Below are 22,515 nucleotides of genomic sequence, written 5' to 3'. Positions count from 1 at the left end.
CCGCTGCCTCAGGCTTGTCGATTCTCGATCAGAGCTTCCACCAGGTAGTTCACCGATGTCCGGATCTGGTTCGGCAGATCATCGACCTGAGCCCGCCCGGCGCCGACCTTGACAATGTCGAGATAGAGCACGGCATAAATGGTGTGTGCGATGTCCTCAAGCTTGGTGGCCAGATTGCGTGGAGTCGCATTGTGCAGGCGTAGCACTTCGAGGATCGCCTGCTCTACCTGAGACACGCTGTCCGTGGCTTGTTTGCGGCGCTCCTCGCTGCCGAACAGAGCTTCGCGTTCATAAGCGATCATGTTCTCCGGGTGAGCCATAGAGGCCTCGGCCAGCGGGTGCAAGATGGCGAGAACCGACTCCTGGATCGTTCGGCCTTCGGCTGCCTCAGAAAGCCCCGCCTCGATGCCGTCGCTGAACCGCTGATTCATCACACTCACCAGGAGTTCTGCCTTCGAGCCCGCATATCTGAACAAGGTGCCGACCCCGACATCGGCGGCTGAAGCGATTTCGGCGGTGGTGACGGCGCTATAGCCCTTCTCGGCAAATAATTCGGTGGCGGCCGCAAGGATTCGCCCGCGCTTGTCGATTTTCTTGCGCTCGCGCAGCGACGGTTTGGCGGCGGTTGGCCGTCGGTCGTCCATCGTCGTCACCTCACACCGTGGTAGTAGCTCTGCCTGATCAATTCCCGTGATGGAAACTCTAGCATTACGGACCACGCTCCAAATGGAGTATGATCCGTTTTGTGGCCGGATCGATCCGGAGGCGGCGCGCAGGCGCTGCCCGACAGATTCGGTAACGCTGCGAAAGACGCGGCGTGCGCGATGCGTAAGACAAGGGGGAAGACATGACTAGCAAGGCGTACATGATCGGCACCGGGATCGGGAACTTGGCTGCCGCGTGCTATTTGATTCGTGATGGAGGATGGGAAGGTTCCCAGATCACCATGCTTGGGCTCGACACCCACGGTGCCAATGATGGTGCTGCGGCCAAGGATTTCGAGGATGAATACGGCCACGAACCGCTGAGTAATTCCGAAGGGTTCTTGAACCGCGGTGGACGGATGCTCAATGAGGAAACCTACGAGAATTTCTGGGATCTGATGTCGAGCGTCCCATCGCTTGATCAGCCGGGTAAGTCGATCACCGAGGAGATCCTCGACTTCGACCACGCCCACCCGACCAAGGACATCGGCCGATTGATCGATTCGACCGGTCTGCGCACGAGTGGGCCCAATGGGTATCGGCACATGCAATTCACCAACAAGCAGCGGTACCTGCTGACCAAGCTGATGATGATGCCGGAGTCGCGCGAAAGTGAACTCGACAATATTTCGATTCGCGATTGGTTCGCCGAGACGCCTGACTTCTTCACCACTAATTTCTGGTGGATGTGGCAAACTACGTTCGCATTCAAGGATGTTTCGTCGGTCGCGGAACTGCGTCGCTACATGAACAGGATGATCCTCGAGTTCTCGCGTATCAACACCTTGGAGGGCGTGACCAGGACTCCTTACAACCAATATGAGTCAGTGATTCTGCCGCTGCGAGCATTCTTGAAAGACAAGGGCGTGACCTTCATCAACAATCGGAAGGTCACCGAGTTCACCTTCGCTGATACCCCGATGCGCGACGAGATCATCGTGACCGGCCTGAAGTACGAAGAGGTCGACAACGGTAATGCCGAAGGCGTCATTGAGATCGGGACCGACGACCTGGTCTTCGACACCAATGGTTCGATCACCGATTCCACGTCCATCGGCGATATGGACACCGCGATCGTCGAGGATGAACGGTACGCGCCGTCCGCGCAATTGTGGAAACAAGCCGCGGGGCGGTTCTACAACCTCGGAAACCCGGACAAGTTCTTCAACGACCGTACGCAGTCAGAATGGACGAGCTTCACCATCACTACCTCGGATCATCGCCTCATCAACGAGGTCTCCAGGCTGACCAGGCAATTGCCCGGCAATGCCTTGAACACCTTCGTGGAATCGGGCCCGCTGATTTCGTTGGTTGTTCATCATCAGCCGCATTACCACGCACAAACCCCTGAGCAGGGTGTCTTCTGGGGCTATGCGCTGTATCCGCGTCGCCACGGTGACTTCATCGACAAGCCGTTCATCGAAATGACCGGACGGGAAATGCTGCTCGAGACCCTGGGGCATCTGGGACGCATTGATGACTCGGCCGACCCGATCTCGAACCACACCGACGAATTGATGGATACCGTCATCAACGTGGTGCCGGCGCACATGCCTTACGCATCGGCGCTGTTCAATCGGCGCAGCACGCTTGATCGTCCGAAGGTCGTACCGGATGGCTCGAAGAACCTGGCATTCATCAGCCAGTTCGCCGAAATGCCGTTCGACATGGTGTTCACCGAGCAGTACTCGGTGCGCTGCGCCCAGGTTGGTGTCTACCAGTTGCTCGGCTTGGACAAGCCGCTCACCAAGATGCACCACTATGAGAAGGACCCGAAGGTGCTGGCCAAGGCCGCGCACGTGATGTTCCGCTGAGGTAATGATCTGCGGATGAGCCAGGTAGTCCCGGGTGCAGTTACGTTCCGTCTGGGGAACAAACTGCACCCGGAAACGAGGTGACAGGATGAAGTCAGTCCTTGGGGGAGAGCCATACCCATCCGGCTGCCACAACGGCGAGTACTCCGACCATGCTGACTACACCCGGCCAGGAAAAATGGACCCAGGCGATTCCGCCCAGATAGCCAAAGACGCTCGATCCCGTGTAGTACCAAAGGTTGTACAGCGAGGTGGATTGGGCTCGGTGAGTCTCGGCGCGTACACCCGACCATCCGGACGCGACAGAATGTGCGCCGAAGAATCCACCGGTCAGCACCACGAGGCCGATGACCACCCACGCCATGGACGTTGCCAGCGTGATCAGCAAGCCCGTGATCATCACCCCGATCGCACCAAGCAGCACCTTCTGTCGTCCGATTCGCATGATGAGATCACCCGCAATCCGGGAGGTGATGGTGCCGGCGAGGTAGGCGAGGAACAGCAAGCTGGCGCGGCCGACCGGAATGAGGAAAGGCGGCGCCTCCAGGCGGAAGGTCAGGTAGTTGTAGGTTGCGACGAACCCGCCCATGAGCAGGAATCCCTGTCCGTAAAGCACCAGCAGCCGAGGGTTCGCCATGTGGGACAACGCCGCCTGGCTAACCTCGCGAACAGAAGCCTTTCGCGGCTGAAATCCGCGCGGGGGCGGTGTGATCGCAAAGAAGACGATAGTTGCGAACGCTGCTAGAACGGCCGCAGAGAAAACTCCGAACCGCCAGTTCGTCGCGTCGGCGATGGGTGCGGCAACCAACCGTCCGATCAGTCCACCGATCGTGGTGCCGGCAACGTAGGTGCCTGCGGCCACAGCGGCGTGCATGGGAGAGACCTCTTCGCTGAGGTAGGCGACCGCGATCCCCGGGATTCCGCCGAGCGCCACGCCTTCCAGAATCCGGATGACGATGAGCAACTCGAACCACGGGCACCAAGGCATTGCCAATCCCAGGAGTGTCGCCGCCACCAAGGCGAAGCGCATCGCTTGTACCCGACCGATGCGGTCCGCGATCAGCGACCACGGCACCACCGAGACGGCCAGCCCCGCGGTGGCGGCAGAAATCGACAAGCTCGCGCGGGAGGCGTCGATCCCGAGGTCGACCGCGATCAAGGGCAGCACGCCTTGTGGGGCATAGAGCTGAGCGAAAGTGGCAAGGCCTGCACCGAGCAATGCAATCAGGATGCGGCGATACTCGCGTGTTCCCCTGCGGTGCCCGGACCATCCGGGACCGGGGTCAATTCCTTCGGAGTCTGTCCCAGACGTTTGTCTTTGCCCCTATCCGACGCGCCGGTCCGTGTAACCATTCACGCTAGATTCTGGCACGTTGTGTCGGTCAGATTTCAACGTTTCACCAGCGGGCATGGCGTCCACCTTCCTTCACACTCTCGCTAAGCGCTTGCAGACTTGCGCTAGATGCAACTAGGATCGCAGTGGGTCGAAGCTGAGCCGTGAATTGGAGGCAGCATTGATGAGCGACTAGCTGCCGGACGAGTTCTGGCAATGTGGCTGTGATCGCCAAAGGCGCCTTCGTCATTGATCTGCGGACTGAGTTGCCGAATCCGATCACTTCATTTCACAACAGGAGAAGATATGTCTTTCCCGAGAAGGGTCATGGCCATAGTCGGAGCCGTCGCGCTTGCCGGTGGGGTCAGCCTGGTCGGCATAACACCGGCATATGCTGACGAATCGGGCCCCATCACCGGCGCGCCGACCTCGGGGAAGGCCGCGGAGCGGAACCCTGACTCGGGGATCGGCCCCAAGGCCAGGGAGGCGAGGATCGCACTTGCCGACGGCACCGGCCCGATCATCTCCGCATCGCTATCCGGGTGCTCTGTCGAGGATGGATTCAGCACCATCGAGGCCCGCGTCTATGACACGGACCTGGATATGTACTACGACGGCGGCGGGATCGTAGATGCACCGGCTAGCGGTGCTATCACGCTGACTGCGGTGGCTTCTCTGCCGAACCACTACTACATCGACGCCATCTGCTACGGAACCGATGAAGAGTCGGAGTCCGACGATGCATCGGTCTATATGGATGGCACATTCCAGGTCGAACGCGCGCTTCTCAAGCTGGCGGGTGGCGAGGCCGACGGAACCTGGCAAGCTGGCGAGGCAACCGCCATCAGCAGTGTCTCGGTTGCGGTCGATCCCGAAGTCGTGCCGCAACCGGATCCCTCTTTCAGTCACGCCTTCACTCCGAACGCATCTGTGACGATTTCGGTTACTACCCCCGAAGGCACCGCGACTGAGGTCGGCACCTTCAAGGCGGACGAGAACGGTGACCTGAACGTGTCGACAGCACTGCCATTTACCGTAGCTGGGACCTACCAGATCACTGCAACCGGTCTTCGTGGCGAACAGCGGGTGGTGCTGTACAACGAGTACTCCCAGGCTGCTCCTGAGTCTCCGGCACCTACTCCGGAGCCCTCGGAATCGGCGTCTGCGGCTCCCGCTCCGGATAAACCCTCGGCTCTGCCCAAGACCGGTTCCGAAGGCGTGGATGTGGGCTCAATCGCTCTCGGGGCAGGATTGGTCGCAGTTGTCGGTACAGCAGTTCTGCGTTCGCATAAGCACTGATCCTCCGGGCAATCTGAATCGTGACCCATGTGTATGGACGAGAGCCAGTTGCCGGGCACTGATGACAGCATGTGGAGGAGAGTTGAGGGATGATTTCAGACGAAGTGCTACGCGGGCCCGAAGAATTCGACGAATTCTGGATGAACCTTCACGACCAAGCGCTGCTTGTCGATCCTGAACCCTTTCGTATCGCCCGCGACGGCGCGCTGAATGAGTGGGTGCATAGTGAAGTCTGCTTCACCAGCGTGGACGGGGTCAATCTCGGCGCCGAACTGCTGGAGCCCGAAAGTGGCGTCGACCGGGTGATCGTCGGCATGCCGGGCTACGGCGGTGTGAAGAAACCGTTCGATCCGCCGTTTCTTGCGCCAGGGGTTGCTGAGCTTACGGTAAATGCGCGTGGCTTGCCCAAACTCAGCCAAATGAACGGCATCCCGGATACCCCTGATGAGCATGTGCTGCACGGCATAGAATCCCGCGATGACTATGTGATCGGTAAGTGTGTCCAAGACCTGTGGGTCGGGATCACAGCAGCCCGGGCGCTATTCCCCGATGCGCACCGAATCGACCTGCGCGGAGGCAGTTTCGGCGGTGGGATGGTCATATTCGCCCTGCCATGGGATGACCGCATCACTGCGGCGGCGGTGCACGTCCCCACTTTCGGCAATCAGCCGGCTCGGCTGATCACGCCGTGTATCGGCAGTGGTGAGGCCGTGCGGTTGTATGCGATCAAGCATCCCGAAGTGACCGATGTCCTCCGTTATTTTGACGCGGCAACCGCTGCGGCCCGCATCACAGTGCCGGTGATCGTCGGTGCCGCACTCGTCGACCCCATGGTGCCGCCCGTCGGCCAACACGCGATCTACGAGGCGCTGGCCGGCCCGCGCCTGCTCGTCGAAACAGCGGGCGGCCACCACGACTATCCCGCCATGGACCTGTGCGACAACGCATTCACCGCCGCCAGCCGCGCGTGGCTCCAACTCTGACAACCGACCCGATGCCAAAGGAGAAACTCCGCACCATGACCGAACGGTATCCCGCCTCGAGTGAGGCTGCTCGCTCCCTGGTCGCGCGCATGTCCCTGGACGACAAGCTGGTGCTCATCACCGGCGCCGACTACCGTGACGACCCCGATGGCAATACCTATGCCGCGGGTTTCGTCCGCGGTTTGCCTCATCTGGGCATCCCTGCGCTGCGGCTGGCGGACGGGCCATCCGGCATCGCCACCCGCGAAACCTCCACGGGCATGACCTCGACCATGGGAGTCGCTGCGAGCTGGAGCACCGACCTCGCCCGCGAGAACGGTGTCGTCATCGGCCGCGATGCTCGTGCGCTCGGCCAGGATGTCACTCTTCAGCCGTTCATCAACATCGACCGCGATGTCACGATCGGACGCACCTGGAACACTCTCGGTGAGGATCCGTTGTTGGCCGGGGCCATCGGTGCAGCGCAGATCGAAGGGATTCAAAGCCAGCACGTGATGGCGCAGGCCAAGCACTTCATCGGATACGACGGTGCCGGTGGCAACGTCGTCATTGACGAGCAGACCCTGCATGAGGTCTATCTGAAACCCTTCGAGGACGCAGTGTGTGCAGGGGTGTCGTCGGTCATGGCCGCATACAACGAGATCAACGGTGAAGCTGCTTGTGGAAGCCGTGCGACCATGACCGGTATGCTCCGCGAGCAACTCGGATTCGAAGGGTTCATTACCTCGGATTGGGGCGGCAATCACTCCACGGCCGCCCTCGCTGCAGGCCTCGACCAGGAGATGCCGGGTGCCGGATATGTGGGACAGCACCCACAATTCTTCGGTGCCGATCAGATCAAGGAGGCGATCGCGAACGGCGATGTCAGCGAAGCCGACGTCGACCGGGCCGTCACGGCGATTCTCACCCAATACCACCGCTTCGGCCTGCTTGACGGTGTCAACCGGCACGTCGTCACCGAAGAACAGATCGAGGCAAACGCCGATGTTGTGCGGCGCACCGCCACTGCGGCCGCAGTCTTGTTGAAGAATGACGATGCTGTATTGCCGCTGAGCGCTGGCGACCTTGATGGCCTCGTGCTTATCGGGCCTGGCGCGGGGCGGACGATCGCCACCGGCGGCGCAGGTGAGAGTTCAACCGGCAGGTTCGACAGGTGGATCGGGGTGGCCGACATCTTGCGTGATCGCTTCCCCAAGGCCCGGATCGGCTATCAGCCGGGCATCGATCTTGAAGGCGAGACGGTGCCCGCGACCGCGCTCAGCGCCAACGGAGCGCCGGGGCTGATCCGTGTGGCCGAAGGCATCACCGACGAGACGATCCGATTCACCGTCGAGCATGGCACAGCGCTGGCTCCGGGCAGCCAGGTGACCTGGACGGGAACCATCACCACAGCCGAATCCGGCGACTACCGGATCGGCGTCGGGCAGTTGGGCGCCACAGCCGCCGTCGAGATCGACGACACGACAGTGATCGCCGATCAGCGCTTCTATGGCGGATCGCCGCGCTTCGGCGACATCAAGGCGGGTGACTCCGGCGTCTGCGCAACCAGTGACGGCCTCGACAACCGAACCGAAACCGTTCACTTGGAGGCAGGTGCCCATCCGATCCGGATCGCGGTCAACCCGGACGAATCAGGGCGGCCCGTGCAGGTGCATCTGCGCTGGGTGACTCCGGCCGCTCGCGAGGTCTCGCGGCAGGCGGCCATCGAAGCGGCCCGCACACCCGGCCCGGTGGTGGTTTTCGCCTATGCCGAGAAGCACGGCAACGTGTCGTCCCCGCTGCCCGAAGGCCAAGATGATCTGATCGCCCAGATCGCCGCGGTCAATCCGCGAACCATCGTCGTCCTGCAGCACAACAACCCGGTGATGATGCCCTGGCTCGACGACGTACGGGCGGTGTTGTGCGGTTGGTTCCCAGGCGATGAGGGCGGCTGGGCCTTCGCCGACCTGCTCACCGGCATCGCGAATCCGGGCGGCCATCTGCCGTTCACCTGGCCGGCGGCGATCGAGCAAGGCGTTGCCAGCGATCGCGCGCACCCGGAACGGTCGAGCAGGGGAGTGCTGCCGGGCACCGACATCGCCCTCGACACCTTCGACGACGGGCCCGACGTATCCGAAAGCGAAACCCGCTACACCGAGGGCGTCAACGTCGGCTACCGCTGGTATGACAAGCAGAGATACATGCCGCTGTTCGCATTCGGTCATGGTCTGTCGTATACCGGGTTCGCTTTCGACGATCTCGCCATCTCTGCGGCCGCCGACGGGTCGCTCGAGCTGCGGGTCCGCGTCACCAACACCGGTGACCTGCCCGGTGATGTCGTCGTCCAGGCGTACCTGGGTGCACCGCCCGCGCAGGACGAAAATGTGATGTTCGCGCACAAGACACTCGCGGCCTTCACCCGGGTCGGGCTGAACTCGGGCGAATCGCGAACAGTCGTCCTGCACATCGCCCGTCGCGAACTCAGCTACTGGTCACCCACTCGCCACGAGTGGACCCTTGCCCGGGGCGAGCGCCACGTCTTCGTCGGCGATTCATCGGCCGATCTGCACCTGCACCAAGCGATCAGCATCGGCTGATCGATTTCGGTTCACACGTCCATCCATCCACACATCGAAGGTTCAAAGATGACCACAGAGACCCATGACACCAACTCGCCGCGCCTGAAGAGAAGGACGATGCTGCAATCGCTGCTGGTGGCCGGCGTACTTCCGCCGATCGCAAGCGCGGCCATCGGCGCTGACATACCCGCCTCGGCAGCGCCCGAGACATCGGCCGGCGGCTATCCGGACGCATTGCGCAGGTTGGACAAGCCCAACCTGCAGCTCAAGCAGATCGCACAATTGACCGGCCCAAATCACCGCATGACCTTCTATCAGGCGACCTGGGATGGCGGGGCAACGGTCGTCCGTGATCTCGAGGTGGCGTACAACGGTGGGTGGCTACTGCTGACCGACCCCGAACACCGTTTCGATGAGCAGTGGGCCGTGTTCACGGGCACTCTGCCCTCGGGCAGTGCACCCGAACTGTACGGACCGCTGGCGGTGAGCTGGCTGGGATTCACCTCATACCGCAAGATCGGTAAGAAGGCCATCGAGCTGATCACCGGTACCGACGATGTGGGTCTCACAGTCCGCTGGCAGCTGGAGGGAGATAATCCCGAGGCACACTACGTGCTCACGGCGAAGAACGACGGCGACTACCTCGTCGGATACCAAAGCCAGGACACCAAATCGATCGACGATCTGGACGAAGTGCTCTGCGGCACTTACCAGCATGCGCTCACCGTGCGCGAGGGCTCGGCCCCGCTCGGCGCGTGGGAATTGTTTGCGCCGATGTCGTTGACCCAATACAACGCCAACGATGTGGCGGTCACCACCGGCGTATTCCTGCCGGCCGATGTCGCCGAGTTCGTGCACGAGCGTCAGTTGATGTCCGACCAGCAGCCCTACGGAATGAGCCTGCGCAACGACTCCTTGGACGTCGTGCCCTGCATGTACTCGCCGCAGCCCGGATTACGGACGGCGATGAAAGATGGCGACCGCCGAGGGTTTGCGTTCGGCATCGCCGCCCGGGTGGACACTCTCTACGGCACCTATGCCGAGTTGTGCCGGGACGAATACGGGCTCACCGCCTACCGTGAGAATGTCTATGACCGGTCGCTGACCGATGCCATCCACGCGATGATCGACCTTATCGAGATCGAGCCGGAAGGTGACGATTCGGTCGACTACATTCCTTCGTTCTCGGGCTGGTGGAATCGCGCGAAAGGGTTCGTCGACGTCGAGAACGAAAACGCGGTGCGAACCGCGGCGAGCGGGGTGCTGCTCTCGGCCAGCTATCTCACCGACACCGGCGACGGCGCGTTGTATGAGCGCCGGGCCCGGCCGCTGATCGAATATCAGCTGTCGCGCAAGGGCATCGGCCACACGCCGATCATCGGATATCCGGTGTACACCGACAAGACCCAGTACCGGATCGGCCGGATCCCCACCGACTCGGTGAACCTCACCTCGCTCTACCAACTCACGCACGGCCGCAACGCGGCACTCGAAAGGCTGGCCGTGCGGGCCAACAGGGATGGCGTGGTCGGGCAGAGCCGGGCGCCGTTCGCCAACGCCCTGGCCACCTATCGCATCACCGGCGACCCTGCCTACCTTGCCGAGGCCAAGCTGCTCGGATCCCGATACGTACGCGATGAGATTCTCACGCCCTATCGCGGCAACGGGCAGCCACCCACCGGATTCGCCTACAGCTTCTCCAAGTACTGGGTCGACCTGCTCGAACTCTTCGAGGTCACCGGAGAACAGGAATACCTGGACGGCGCATATCGCGAGGTGCAGCGATTCATCACACAGACCGAGGTCAGGCCGATACCCAACAATCAGGTCACGGTGCCGATCGGGCACGTGGTCACCCAGCAGTACGACTGGAAATCGCGCAGCGCATTGCCCGACTACCCCGTGGATTCGGTGTCGGAAGAAACAGTTCCGGCGTGGTACGTGTCGACCACCGGCCTCACCTTCGAGGCGTTGTCATCGCTCATGCTCGGCACCAGCGACGTGACAGATCCGGGTGGCGGATATGTCTTCAATCCGTGCTGGGCCGGAGCACTGCTGAGGCTGGCCCAGCACACCGGCGACCCGTTGATCGCAGATGTCGCACACAACATGGTGATCGGACGATTCACCACCTATCCCGGCTATTACAGCCGCCAGTTCCAGGTGGCTCAGATGAAACCGGACTTCGCGACCAGCGGGCCCCCACAGATCACCGGGTATTACTTCCATCACGCGCCCGCCCAGTTGGGACTCGCGATGGATTACCTGTTCAGTGAGAGCTACTACCGAAGTGGCGGGGCCATCGATTTCCCACACGTGTTCGAGGCGGACTTTGCCTACTTCAAGTTCTTCGACTACGGGCACGCACCGGGCACCTTCTTCGGCGAGGACGGGGTCTGGCCGTACCTGCCGGCCGGATTGATCGCCGTCGATAATCCGCAGATCAACTGGCTGGGAGCAACGGGCAACGGCTCGCTCTACATCAGCCTCACCAACTCCGCCGTCAGTGACCAGCACGTCAATGTTGAATTGGCGAGCGAGGTCTCAGGGCTGGATCGGTCGGCGCGTGAGGTCGAAGTGATCGCGGCGGACGGCAGCCGTTTCACCGACACCGCCCACAACGGCAAACTCGGCGTCAAGGTGCCGGGTCACGGGCTGGTTGCGCTGATCGTGCGCAACGTGGACGTGAACAGGCCCGCGCTTCCGTTCGACGACATCGCCGACCGGGGCACGGACAGCTTCTCGGAGGTCGACACCGATCCGGGCAGTGACTACGGGCTGGTCAGAGGACTGCTGCTGGTGCGCCCGGACAGCCGCGGCTACGACGCCTACATCCAGATCGACACCGAGCAGCAGGCGAGCCTGAACTATCGGATCGGCGACCAGGAGATGCAGCAGGCGGCTGCGAAGCAGTACCCCTTCGAATGGACGATTCCTGTCGATAATCTCACTCAAACCTTCAGCTACACCGTCACCTTCGGCGAGACCACCACGGACGAGGTGACGCTGCGGCTGCCGGGCCGGATCAGCGGGCAGAACCCCGGGGTCGCGGGCGACGTGATCGCACAGGCCACCAGCACGCCCGGCGACGAGGTGCCGTTGACCTTCGAGGTGCGCAATGCGAGCGACGCGGCGATCTCGGGCACGGTGAGCGTGACCGTTCCGGCCGGATGGGCTGTGGCAGGTGACGGGCTGCAGATCTCGGTGGGCGCCGAGGACTCGGCACGGGTCGAGACCTCGGCGACTGTTCCGGCAGATGCAGAACTGGGCGAGGTCGAGGTCACTGCGACCCTGGAGATACCCGATAGCGAGCCGGTTGTGCTTCGTCCGGCGCTTGTTCAGATCATGAACCCGCGGCGAATGGTCTCGCTGGTCACCGATACCGCGGTCGTGAGCGGCCCGGGCGCCACCGCGAATCTCACCACCGTGGTCATCAACACCGGCGTGGTGCCGCTGCAGGGCACGCTGGCGCTCTACGGAACACCAGGTTGGACGATCGCCAACCAGTCGGTGAATGTGACCATTCCGCCGCGCTCGGATCTGGCTCAAACCTGGACGATCACCGCGGGACCCAACGTGGCTCTGGGCACCGCCCACAGGTTCGAGGCCAGACTGGATCAGACCCTGCGCAAGGGCGTGATGGTCCGGGTGGCGGACGAAGGAATCATCGCCAGCACCCAATCGCCGTGGCCGGGCTATGTCGAGGCCAGCAACTGGTACCCGAGCGGGCTGGCCGGATGGAACGGAACCAGCACCCGCTACTCCGCGGAAGACTCCGTGGGCGCCACCGCCACCTGGACGGTGACCCTGCCGGATGCCGGACTGTACCGGGTGTCGGTCTGGTACCCGACCAATCCCGACACCACCACATCAGCCGCCTACATCGTCGAACACCAGGGTGGCAGCAGCGAGGTGATAGTCGATCAGACCCAGAACGCCGCCGAGTGGTTCTCGCTCGGCGAGTACCGCTATGACGCCAACTCCCAAGGTGTCGTGCGACTCGAGGTACGCAGCGAGATTTACCACCGCGCCAGCGCCGCTCAGTTCATCCGCGTCGGCGACTGACAGCTACGCGAAGTGCCCCTCAGTGATCCAACCAATCGCTGAGGGGCACTTTCGTCGGCGGGAGAATCAAAGATCCGCCCATTGAACGACGCGGAAATTAGCCGCTGAGGTGACCCAGATTGACGCTGATCCGGTCGGCGGTTTCCAGCAGTTGCTCTTCGATGCTGTGCGGAAGATCTCCGGTCATGATGGACACTCGCCCCGACACGGACACGGCCGCGACGACCTTGCCATCACGGCCGCGGATCGGGGAAGCGAGACAATACCGGCCGAGCGCCATCTCCTGATCCTCGACGCAGTAGCCGGTATCAAGAATCTGCCTCAACTGGCTGGTCAACTCGGCGTGGCTGGAAACCGTGTGGTTGGTATAGACAGGAAGGTCGGGGCCGAGCAGCTCAACGCGTTCTTTTTCGGAGGTGTCGAGCAACAGACATTTTCCGACCCCGGATGCATGCAGCGGAATCGAGAAGCCGACCATGGATTGGTTCTTGGGGGAGAGCGCGCCTTCGAAGTGACACAGGTACATGCACTCGGCCCCGGCCCGCATCGCAACATTGGCGTTGAGCCGGGTCGCCTGCGCGAGCGATTGGCACAGCATCCGCGACTCGCGGAACACGGTGTTCTGATTCAGCTCCTGAGAGGCAAGGGTGAGGATCTTGTCGCCGAGCACCCACATGCGGTCACTGACCTTGTTGACCAGCCCCAGCTCCTGCAGCGTTGCCAGTTGGCGGGTCGCGGTGGATAGCCCCAGGCCTGCGGCCTCGGCGATTTCTGATGCGCGAAGTCCCTCGCCCGGCGCCGCCCCGATAACGTCGAGGATGGCGATCGCCCGTCCAACCCCTTGATGCACTTGTGAATCAGACACCGGTCTCCTCGTGATCCCGGGATAATGAGTCCCGTCCGTTGCCGTCATCCTACCCAGGGCCTGCTTTCGCGTCCGCTGGGAGTCGGATGTGCCTTGACGGCGCAGATACTGACGTAGGGGGCGCCACCGGTCTTGGTGGTGACGATGCGCAGCGCATTGATGACCACGGGTTCGACGTCGTGGATGGCGTGCCGGTGCCTGTTCTTTGTGACGTCGGCGAGCACGGTCCACTCGTCGGGCCCATGGCCGGGCAGATGTGCCTCTATCAGGTAGTCGGTGCTTAGTGTTGGCATCACCGGATGCGGGGTGCGATGGTGATGCAGATTGATCAGGTCGATATCCACATCATCGTTGAACACCACCCGGATCGAGGCGATCTCGCGGGGGGTGGGCAGATCAAGACGCAGCCATTCATCGCCGGGTGTGCCGTTGCTGGCGAGTCGGGACGACCACATGTGCGGGCCACCGAAGGGACGCTGGTAGCAGTCGGTCACCTTGCTGGGCAGATAGGCCCCGGTTTCCGGACGAACCCGCAGTACCGGGGCATGTCCGCGGTCGCCGCGTGCCACCCAGGTGGTCAGCAGATCGTCCGGTTCATCGGGGATGAGCGGTTCGAACTGTGCATCTTGGGCGGTCTTGCGGCGCAGCATCATGACGCCGTAGGGCAGTTGTGTGGAAAGTGAAAGTGAGATGGCCGGCTGGGCCCGCAGGACGATCACCACATTGCCCGGCTGGTCCGGGGAATAACCCAGATCGACTGATATCCACTGCTGTTCGCCTTGCGGCACCGGCACGGTACGCGACGAGACCAGTTCGACCGGCACATAGTTCTGTGGCCGGCCGGTCTCCCACACCTCGACGGTCAGGTCCGCAGCGTCGGTGGCGTCGAGCAGCAGATCTATGGTGTCGAGCCGGGGGTCGACGGGCAGCACGATCCCGATATCGGTGGTCAGTGCAAAGGCTCCTGAATTGTCGTTCGGTGTATCGAGGACGCGCTGGCACGACGATGCGCTCGCCACGGCGTCACGGAGCACGTCGTCCGGGTCGTCAAGCTCGACACCGATGAGGGCGGCGTCCTGGCGGAGCAGGGTTTGCTGAAGGGTGTGCGCGTGGGCACCGAGGGACCGGTTATCCTCACCGCTTTCGGCCATCAGGGCAGCGGCGGTGCCGATGGCCTCGCCCTCGATCGCGCAGGTCGCCATGACCCGCATCGACCCCTCGGCGATGTGCGAGGCCGAGATATCTCGTCCGGCCATCAGCAGGTTGGGTATGTCGTGGGAATAGAGCGAGCGGAACGGAATCTGGTACGGGCCATTGGCATAGCGCTGCCGGGCAGCGGGGTCTTCGGCATACATTCCCTCAACCGGGTGCAGGTCGATCGACCATCCGCCGTAGGCGACCGCGTCGTCGAACCTCACCTGGTTCATCAGGTCATTTTGGGTGATGACATGATCACCGAGCAGCCTGCGGTATTCGCGGCGGCCCGGAATACTCCCTACCCATTCGAGGGTGAGGTTGTCGGCATCGAATTCTCCGGAGTTCTTGATGTAATCCCAGATACCGTAGATCACGCCCAGCAATTCGTCATGAATACGGTCGGCGTCTTTGACGATATCGAGTTGGCCGCCCCATTCGATCCACCAGTACGAGCAACCATTGTCGCCGGTGCGGATGATGCGATTGCGGGGGATCGGGGTGGTGGAGATGTCCTTGGTGATGTTGGGGGGTATGAACTTGACCGGCTCGCCTGCGTCCTTGGTGTAGAAGAACATGGACGATCCCAGGAACGCCCCATCGCTTTCTAGCGGTGCCCACTGTTCACTGAAGTCGTTGCGGCCCTCGCGGCCGACCATGGTGGTGGCGCCTGCGAGCGCCCCGATCAGTCCGTCACCGGTGCAATCCGCGAAAACCGGTGCCTCGAACTTCGTCCACGTCTCATTGAGCATGCCCCAGCCCGACACACTCGTGATGTGTCCGGCGTCGTCTTTCTCGATCTCATGGACGACAGTGTTCAGGTGCAAGGTGATATTCGGCTCGGCGCGCACCGCATCGAGGACGACCTGATCCCAAAGATACGGGTTGCCCTCGGGATTGCGGTACTGATTCTCCACGAAGAGCTCACCCATGATTCCGGTTTCCCGGGAGTAGCGTTGGGTGCCATGTGCCGTTGCTCCGACGATCCATACCCGTATTTCGCTCGATGAGTTGCCGCCCAGTACAGGCCGGTTATTGATGAGCGAAACGCGCGCGCCGAGACGCGCCGCAGCGATCGCCGCGCACACCCCGGCGAGACCGCCCCCGACCACGACGAAATCCGACTGCTCAACTTCTACTTGCACAACGACCTCGCGACTTCCCTGTCTGTGGCTACCTTGTCGCACTACTCTACCGCACAGTGGTTGACTACCACCACTGGCAGCAAGTAGATTTGCGCTACGCGGGTAATAAGCCACTCAAGGACGAGGAAAGACAATATGGACAAGCGGTTGAAACGAGCATTTGCGGGCATTGCCGCAGGGGCGCTCGCCGTGACATTGGCGGGATGCTCAGGCGGGACCTCCGATGCACCTGTGTCGATTGATCCCGACACCCCGGTCGAGTTGACCCTGGGCGGCTGGGGCGGTGAGCCGGTTTCGAACTTCCAGATGCTCGCAGACGCATTCAGCGAAGAGCACCCGAATGTGACCGTCAGTTTGAAGGAGTACTCCGCCACCGACTACGACACTCAGCTGACCGCCGATATGAGTGCCGGTGCAGCCCCCGATGTCTTCGCGTTGAAGGCGTTCAACAGCTATTACTTCTACGCTACGAACGGCCAGCTGCTCGACGTGAGCGATGTGGCCCAGACCTTCGACGGTGACGAGGATGTCGATCTCGGCGACGTGGTGATCGACGACACCGCCTATGCCATGCCTTACCGGCAGGATAAGTGGGTGCTCTATTACAACAAGGCCTTGCTTGAGCAGGCCGGGGTTGCCGCCCCAGACGGTTCATGGACGTGGGATGACTTCGTCGAAAACTCGAAGACCGTCACCGAAAAGGTGGGTGGCGACGTGAAGGGCACCTACCTGCACACCTGGAACAACGTCGTTCAGGGCCCGGCGATGGCTCAGACCGACGGCGCGACGGATCAGTACCTCGCCGGTGATTTCTCGTATCTGAAGCCGTACTACGAACGTGATCTGGAGCTGCAGGACGCGGGTGCAACCATCGACTACTCGACCGCGCAGTCTCAGACCCTGAACTACTGGTCGCTGTTCGGTTCGCAGAAGGTCGCGTTGCTGCCGATGGGTTCGTTCTACACCTCGATGCTGGTGGCCGATCAGGCGTCGGGCACCGCCGAGGACTTCGAGTGGGGTATCGCGCCGATGCCTGCCGCCGACAAGGACTCCGTCGGAGATGACATCACCAACGGCGGACCGACCGTTTTCGCGGCGAATGCCAACATTGATCCGAAGAAGGAAGCAGCCGCGAAAGCGTTCCTCGAGTTCGCGACCGGTCCCGAGGGCGCACTGGTCACGATTGAATCGGGTTACGTTCCGGCCTACCACTCGTCCGATGTGGTGGATGCATATTTCGATCGTGATGGCATGCCGACCGATGATCTGTCGAAGTCGACCATGGAGACCTCGAAGGCCAACCTCGAGGCACCTCTGGGTGAGACCACTGCCGATATTCAGACCATCCTCAAGGACCTGGATTCGGCGATCAGGACGGGGTCGATGTCCATCGATGACGCCATCGCCGAGGCAGAGAGCACCGTCAAGAATGATGGGCTAGCGAAGTAATGACATCCGATGTGGCGCCGGCAACGCAGAGTACGCGTGAGCCGGCGCCGCGCCGGGAACTACCGGCGCGGCGCCGCAACAGCTTGAAGCTGCGCAGGACGCTGACGGGATGGAGCTTCATCCTGCCGGGTTTCCTCGCCTTCGCGACCTTGACGCTGGTCCCGGTGCTGACCATGTTCTACGTTTCGTTCTCTGATTGGAACGTTTTCGGTAGCCCGAAATGGACCGGCCTGGACAATTACCAGCGGCTGCTGGGTGACAAGACATTTCATGCATCGCTTTGGCACACCATCTATTACACGATCGTGCACATGCCGCTGACCGTCGTGCTTTCTCTTTTGCTTGCGGTTTTGCTGAATCAGAAACTCAAAGGCGTGGCCTTTTTCCGTTCGGCGGCATTCTTTCCGTACTTCACCTCGATCGTCGCGGTCGCCCAGGTGTGGAATATGTTGTTCAGCCCGCAGTTCGGCCCGATCAACACCTTCCTCCGATTCATCGGAATCGACAACCCTCCGGGCTGGGTCGGCAGTAGCGACTGGGTTATGCCTGCGGTCATCATCGTCGGCACGTGGCGGCAGGTCGGCTACTACATGTTGCTCTTCCTCGCCGGATTACAAACCATTCCGCGAGAACGATATGAGGCCGCAATGGTCGACGGAGCAGTCGGCTGGCAGCGATTCTGGTTCATCACCTTGCCGAGTCTGCGCCCGACCATGTTCCTCGTCACCGTCATGTGCACCATCGGATCCTTCAAGATTCTCGACCTGACCTTGGTCATGACCAACGGTGGGCCCGGTACGTCCTCCCTCGTACTGTCGCAATACATCTACCGGATGGGTTTCGAACGCCACGACTTCGGCTATGCATCGGCCGTCGCAGTGGTGCTGTTTGCTATTTGCACGACGGTGACACTCATCCAGTTCTTGTATAACCGTGCGAAGGAGGATTGACCATGGCTTCCGTCGTCGCGAAAACACCTCTGCACTGGGTGAAGCGCGGACTTCTCTATCTGGGGCTGGCCGCGGGAGCGGTTGCGTTGCTCTTGCCGTTCTTTTGGATGTTCACCAGTTCGTTCAAACGTAACAATGAGATCTTCACGTCGCCGATCACCTGGTTCCCGGAGCAGTGGCAATGGCACAACTACGTGGATATCTGGGCCAAGAGTGACATGCTCACCTGGATCGGGAACACCTTGATCATCGCGGTCAGTGTGACCGTGCTGGAAATCGTCAGTGCCACCTTCGTCGCCTACGGTTTCAGCCGGATCAAGTTCCCCGGCCGGGACGCACTGTTCATGCTCTACCTTGCGACCATCGCAGTGCCGTGGCAGTCGTACATGATTCCGCAGTTCAAAATGCTGTCAGCTTGGGGTCTGTCCGACAGTCGGCTGGCACTCATCTTGATGCAGTCATTCAGCGCTTTCGGCGTGTTCTTGATGAAGCAGTTCTACGACACCATTCCCGAAGAATTAAGTGAGGCTGCACGCATTGACGGTCTGAGTGAATACGGCATCTATGCGCGCATCATGCTGCCGCTGTCGCTGCCGTCGATCGCATCATTGGGCATTATTATGTTCACCAACGCGTGGAACGATTACATGGGTCCGCTGATCTATCTGAGGTCGCCCGATCTATGGACGATCCAGATCGGTCTCAAGACGTTCGTCGGCGAGTTCACCACCGACTATGCGATCATCATGACCGGGTCTGTGCTGTCGGTGCTCCCGATTCTGCTGATCTTCATCTTCGGGCAGCGCTACTTCGTTGAGGGCATAGCCTCGACGGGAGTCAAGGGATGAGCGAAACCACGGGGCCGAAGCCTGTGACCGGAGTTTCGTCTTCGATGTGGTTGCAGATCGGCGACTTCGTCTTTGCGGCGATTCGACTGAATCTTGCGGCTGTCATCGCTTGCCTGCCGCTGGTGGCGATCTTGGTGCTGGCGATTGAGCCGGTGCGGGCATTCCCTACCCTGATCGTCGCGGCGTGGCTTTCGTCTCCTGGGCTTGCCGCCTGCTTCGCCGCTTTCCGTGACGCGCCAGGGTTTTCTGCAGGCCCCGGATGCCACGAAGACTTGTCGGGATCAACGGCCGGAGCCGCGCGATTCTGGGCCTCCGGCGATGTGTCGATTGCCCGACCTTTCGCGCGTGCCTACCGACGGCTCTTTGCGCGAAGCCTCTCGGTATCTGCGCTGCCCGCCGGTCTTGCCTTGCTGTTGGCGGTTGATGCGGCCTGGCTCGCCTCGACGGATACGCTGCATGCGCTCGTACCGGCAATGATTGTCGCTATCTCAATCTGCATGCTCGACTGGGTCATCGGTCTGGTCTTTGTCACGGAGTTGGCAATGGGCTCATGGTGGCAGATCGTGAAAGCTGCGGCGGTATGCGCGGTTCGTAAATGGTATCTCTCGATCGTTACCTTGGTGGTGCTCGCGCTGCTTGCTGCCGGGGTCGTTCATTCGCCCCTGCCCGTACTGGCTATCGCGGCATCGCTCGCGCTCTATTTGGTGTGGGCGAACTGCCGCTGGAGCGCTTTGCCGGTGCTCCGGGCCACCATCGAGAGGCGTTGACTCAGCCCAGCTGCTCGGCCGACTCCAGCCAGCGTTCTTCGACCTCGGACGATTCGGCTTGGACGGACATCAGCGTGTTCAATCCACGAGAGACGCAGGTGCGAAGTTCACCGGCAAAGAAGCCGGACGGAGAAGGTCTCGTGGGCCGCTGCACGGGCGACTTCGCGGTAGACGCCATTGTGCAAAGCCAGCGCCGTGACCGATGGTTCATCGGGATCAACGAGCCAATAGTGCGGGCATCCGGCGCGCTGCAGGCGTTCCCTCTTCAACATGAGGTCGACACCCCGCGTGGAGGGGATAGCACTTCCGCTGCGAGGAGCGGAGCAGTGGGGAGGCCGCGTTCTGTGTGGTTGGTCACTGGTCGGTGCCACGATCAGATCGGGTTGGATGACTGTGTCGTTGGCGAGGACGACATCGAACGGGGCGAACAACACCTCGACGTCATCCGGCGCGGCGGCATGAAGAATCAGGTGCAGACGCGCTGATGCCCGTTGATGAAAGATGACGAGGTGACGGGCTCACGATCAGCACCCCGTCGATGAGTTCGTAGCGGCGGCCATCGTCATCGGGCATCGCTTCCAGATCGGCGCGTGTGAGTGCCCTGCCGTACGGCAGGAAGCTGGACACGTCGACCGTTGTCATATGACCCATGTTAATCGGCCCCTCGTTCTTGTCCCGATTCAATCACCGGCTTCACCGGCATAGCAGGAGGAACGTCACACCTGTTGATAACTGTCTCGTGCTCGTCGCAGGCAGCTCGCTGCGCTCACCGCCAACATGACCGTATGACAGTTACGAAAAGCATGGTGCAGTCATCGGACTTCCGTTCGGCTCCGCCACGTTACTTGTATGTGACATCTTTTCTGGACGCGAATCTAGCTCTTGTCATGCAAACGTTTGCATGACAGGCTCCGGAATATCCCCTCGTGGGAGTTATCTGCATCACAACTGGTGGACATCTCCGGAATAGCAGAGGAGCAGAGATGGACTTTTTGGACTGGGCAGTTGTCGCCGCCTATTTTCTCGTGATGATCTGGATTGGCTGGTGGTCCAAACGCCGGGTCAATGACGCCGCGGACTTCTATGTAGCCGGAGGAAAGATCCCCTGGTGGCTTACCGGAATCTCGCATCACATGTCGGGATATTCGGCGGCCGTGTTCGTGGGTTACGCCGCATTGGCCTACACCGTAGGATTCGCTGTTTATGTGTGGTGGGCGCTCGGTATTACCATCGCGTGCACGATCGGCATGTTCCTTTTTGCGCCGCGCTGGCCACGGCTGAGAGCAAAACTAAATGTTGTGTCGCCTCTGGAGTATCTCTCCAAGAGGTTTAATGTACCTACCGAGCAGGTGCTGGCATGGTCTGGTGCTGCGCTCAAGGTCTTCGATGTCGCGGCCAAATGGACGGCCTCAGCCATCCTGCTCTACGTGTTCGCGGGCATCAACATCCCGGTGGGAATCCTCCTGGTGGGTGGCGTCACCATGTTCTACGCCACGGTCGGCGGTATCTGGGCTGATGTTCTTACCGACTTCGGCCAGTTCCTGATTCAGTTCGTAGCGGCGATCGTGCTCTTCGTGGTGGTCTGCATGCGGCTCGACGGCATTTCCACGCCGTTCACCATGTGGTCCCAGCTGCCACCCGACCACGCGCTGCCGTTCAACGCGCATCTGACAATGTGGTTCTTCTTGGTCTACATCCTCATCGACACCCTTTCCTACAACGGCGGCACATGGAACCTCGCCATGCGCATGATGGCGACTCCGAACGGTCGAGAAGCCAAGCGCTCAATGGTGCTGTCGGCCGCGCTCTACCTCGTCTGGCCGCTCGTGTTGTTCGTCCCGATGTGGGCCGCTCCCATCTTGTTCCCGAATATCTCAGATCCGGAGCAGTCGTACGCGATCATGGCGCAGGACCTCTTGCCGCACGGCCTCGTGGGTCTCGTGCTTGCCGGAATGTTCGCCCACACCATGGCGATGACGGCATCGGACGCGAACGCGATCTCGTCCGTGGTGATTCGTGACATCATCCCACAATTCCGCAAAGGCAAGAGTTTCCTGGAAGAAAAGCAGGAACTGTTCTGGGCGCGACTCACCACTTTCTTGTTTATCGCACTTTCGATGGGGATTGCTTTCTCGGCGGATTCGTTCGGTGGAGTACTCGGCCTGATCATCTCGTGGTTCGGTGCATTGGTTGGCCCGATCGCTATTCCGATGCTGCTCGGAATGCTGCCATGGTTCCGCAGGTCCGGTCCGACCGCGGCGCTCGTTTCGTGGGCAAGCGGTCTGATCATTTTTGCCTTGAATAAGTATGTGCTTATCGATTGGGTAGCAGGCCTGGGCGACTTGGAGAGCGCATATGAGGTGGCGGCTCCGGTGACCGTTGCGATTATTCTCTTTATCGTGATCGGATTCATCAAGCCCGAAAACACGCCAGAGACGGATGCTCTTGTTGACTTACTCAACGATGACCCGGAAGAAGAGCTGACCAGCAAGTCGACGATTTAGCGGCATCTTAGGTTCTAGACACCAGTCGTTTGAAAGG

Annotated in this window: 17 protein-coding genes; 10 read left to right on the top strand and 7 right to left on the bottom strand. The window is 61.2% G+C overall.

Going from position 1 to position 22,515, the window contains the following annotated elements; all coding sequences use genetic code 11:
• Nucleotides 1–8: 8 nt before the first annotated feature.
• Nucleotides 9–644 carry a TetR/AcrR family transcriptional regulator gene (locus QQ658_RS09295; RefSeq protein WP_286024583.1) on the bottom strand — a complete coding sequence of 212 codons (636 nt, stop codon included), beginning with the start codon at nt 642–644 and terminating at the stop codon, nt 9–11.
• Nucleotides 645–847: 203 nt separating this feature from the next.
• Between QQ658_RS09295 and QQ658_RS09290 the strand changes: the two genes are divergently transcribed.
• On the top strand, nt 848–2,518 hold the full coding sequence (locus QQ658_RS09290) for an oleate hydratase (RefSeq protein ID WP_286024582.1): 1,671 nt from the start codon (nt 848–850) through the stop codon (nt 2,516–2,518).
• A gap of 94 nt (nt 2,519–2,612) precedes the next feature.
• On the opposite strand, the gene QQ658_RS09285 is transcribed toward QQ658_RS09290, so the two are convergent.
• A complete protein-coding gene (locus QQ658_RS09285; RefSeq protein WP_286024581.1) occupies nt 2,613–3,737 on the bottom strand; it encodes an MFS transporter in 1,125 nt (374 codons plus the stop codon).
• Nucleotides 3,738–4,178: 441 nt separating this feature from the next.
• Between QQ658_RS09285 and QQ658_RS09280 the strand changes: the two genes are divergently transcribed.
• The 4 genes from QQ658_RS09280 (at nt 4,179) to QQ658_RS09265 (ending at nt 12,756) form a co-directional block, all read left to right on the top strand.
• The gene (locus QQ658_RS09280; RefSeq protein ID WP_286024580.1) at nt 4,179–5,150 is read left to right on the top strand and encodes a hypothetical protein; all 972 of its coding nucleotides are present in this window, start codon (nt 4,179–4,181) and stop codon (nt 5,148–5,150) included.
• A gap of 89 nt (nt 5,151–5,239) precedes the next feature.
• Nucleotides 5,240–6,133 (top strand): acetylxylan esterase, encoded by an 894-nt coding sequence (locus QQ658_RS09275; RefSeq protein ID WP_286024579.1) that lies wholly within the window; start codon nt 5,240–5,242, stop codon nt 6,131–6,133.
• 35 nt (nt 6,134–6,168) lie between these two features.
• Complete coding sequence (locus QQ658_RS09270) at nt 6,169–8,709, top strand: glycoside hydrolase family 3 protein (RefSeq protein WP_286024578.1); 2,541 nt, start codon at nt 6,169–6,171, stop codon at nt 8,707–8,709.
• A 48-nt stretch (nt 8,710–8,757) separates the two neighbouring features.
• Nucleotides 8,758–12,756 (top strand): golvesin C-terminal-like domain-containing protein, encoded by a 3,999-nt coding sequence (locus QQ658_RS09265; RefSeq protein WP_286024577.1) that lies wholly within the window; start codon nt 8,758–8,760, stop codon nt 12,754–12,756.
• 97 nt (nt 12,757–12,853) lie between these two features.
• Here the strand turns inward: QQ658_RS09265 and QQ658_RS09260 are convergent, their stop codons facing one another.
• Both QQ658_RS09260 and QQ658_RS09255 read right to left on the bottom strand, forming a co-directional pair.
• On the bottom strand, nt 12,854–13,621 hold the full coding sequence (locus QQ658_RS09260; protein WP_286024576.1) for an IclR family transcriptional regulator: 768 nt from the start codon (nt 13,619–13,621) through the stop codon (nt 12,854–12,856).
• 44 nt (nt 13,622–13,665) lie between these two features.
• Nucleotides 13,666–15,960, bottom strand: coding sequence for an FAD-dependent oxidoreductase (locus QQ658_RS09255; protein WP_286024575.1), 2,295 nt, complete (start codon nt 15,958–15,960; stop codon nt 13,666–13,668).
• A 135-nt stretch (nt 15,961–16,095) separates the two neighbouring features.
• Between QQ658_RS09255 and QQ658_RS09250 the strand changes: the two genes are divergently transcribed.
• From QQ658_RS09250 to QQ658_RS09235, 4 genes are read left to right on the top strand one after another with little or no spacing between them, the layout of a single operon-like run.
• Nucleotides 16,096–17,409: an ABC transporter substrate-binding protein gene (locus tag QQ658_RS09250; RefSeq protein ID WP_286024574.1), complete on the top strand. Its 1,314-nt coding sequence runs from the start codon at nt 16,096–16,098 to the stop codon at nt 17,407–17,409.
• Nucleotides 17,409–18,359, top strand: coding sequence for a carbohydrate ABC transporter permease (locus QQ658_RS09245; protein ID WP_286024573.1), 951 nt, complete (start codon nt 17,409–17,411; stop codon nt 18,357–18,359). The genes QQ658_RS09250 and QQ658_RS09245 overlap by 1 nt, the downstream gene beginning before the upstream one ends.
• A 2-nt stretch (nt 18,360–18,361) precedes the next feature.
• The gene (locus QQ658_RS09240) at nt 18,362–19,207 is read left to right on the top strand and encodes a carbohydrate ABC transporter permease (RefSeq protein ID WP_286024572.1); all 846 of its coding nucleotides are present in this window, start codon (nt 18,362–18,364) and stop codon (nt 19,205–19,207) included.
• Between the two features lie 44 nt (nt 19,208–19,251).
• Nucleotides 19,252–19,974 (top strand): hypothetical protein, encoded by a 723-nt coding sequence (locus QQ658_RS09235; RefSeq protein WP_286024571.1) that lies wholly within the window; start codon nt 19,252–19,254, stop codon nt 19,972–19,974.
• 1 nt (nt 19,975) lies between these two features.
• Here QQ658_RS09235 and QQ658_RS09230 read toward each other — a convergent pair whose 3' ends face one another.
• Genes QQ658_RS09230 through QQ658_RS09225 form a run of 3 tightly spaced genes read right to left on the bottom strand, consistent with a single transcriptional unit; the run spans nt 19,976 to nt 20,616 of the window.
• Nucleotides 19,976–20,152: a hypothetical protein gene (locus QQ658_RS09230; protein WP_286024570.1), complete on the bottom strand. Its 177-nt coding sequence runs from the start codon at nt 20,150–20,152 to the stop codon at nt 19,976–19,978.
• Nucleotides 20,082–20,441 (bottom strand): Uma2 family endonuclease, encoded by a 360-nt coding sequence (locus tag QQ658_RS15440; RefSeq protein ID WP_353057959.1) that lies wholly within the window; start codon nt 20,439–20,441, stop codon nt 20,082–20,084. The genes QQ658_RS09230 and QQ658_RS15440 overlap by 71 nt, the downstream gene beginning before the upstream one ends.
• The gene (locus QQ658_RS09225) at nt 20,416–20,616 is read right to left on the bottom strand and encodes a PDDEXK family nuclease (RefSeq protein ID WP_286024569.1); all 201 of its coding nucleotides are present in this window, start codon (nt 20,614–20,616) and stop codon (nt 20,416–20,418) included. The genes QQ658_RS15440 and QQ658_RS09225 overlap by 26 nt, the downstream gene beginning before the upstream one ends.
• Before the next feature lie 341 nt (nt 20,617–20,957).
• Between QQ658_RS09225 and QQ658_RS09220 the strand changes: the two genes are divergently transcribed.
• On the top strand, nt 20,958–22,478 hold the full coding sequence (locus tag QQ658_RS09220) for a sodium:solute symporter family protein (RefSeq protein WP_286024568.1): 1,521 nt from the start codon (nt 20,958–20,960) through the stop codon (nt 22,476–22,478).
• Nucleotides 22,479–22,515 lie beyond the last annotated feature (37 nt).

Source organism: Propionimicrobium sp. PCR01-08-3 (assembly GCF_030286045.1).
GTDB lineage: Bacteria > Actinomycetota > Actinomycetes > Propionibacteriales > Propionibacteriaceae > Brooklawnia.
This window is presented reverse-complemented; position numbering and strand designations above follow the sequence as displayed.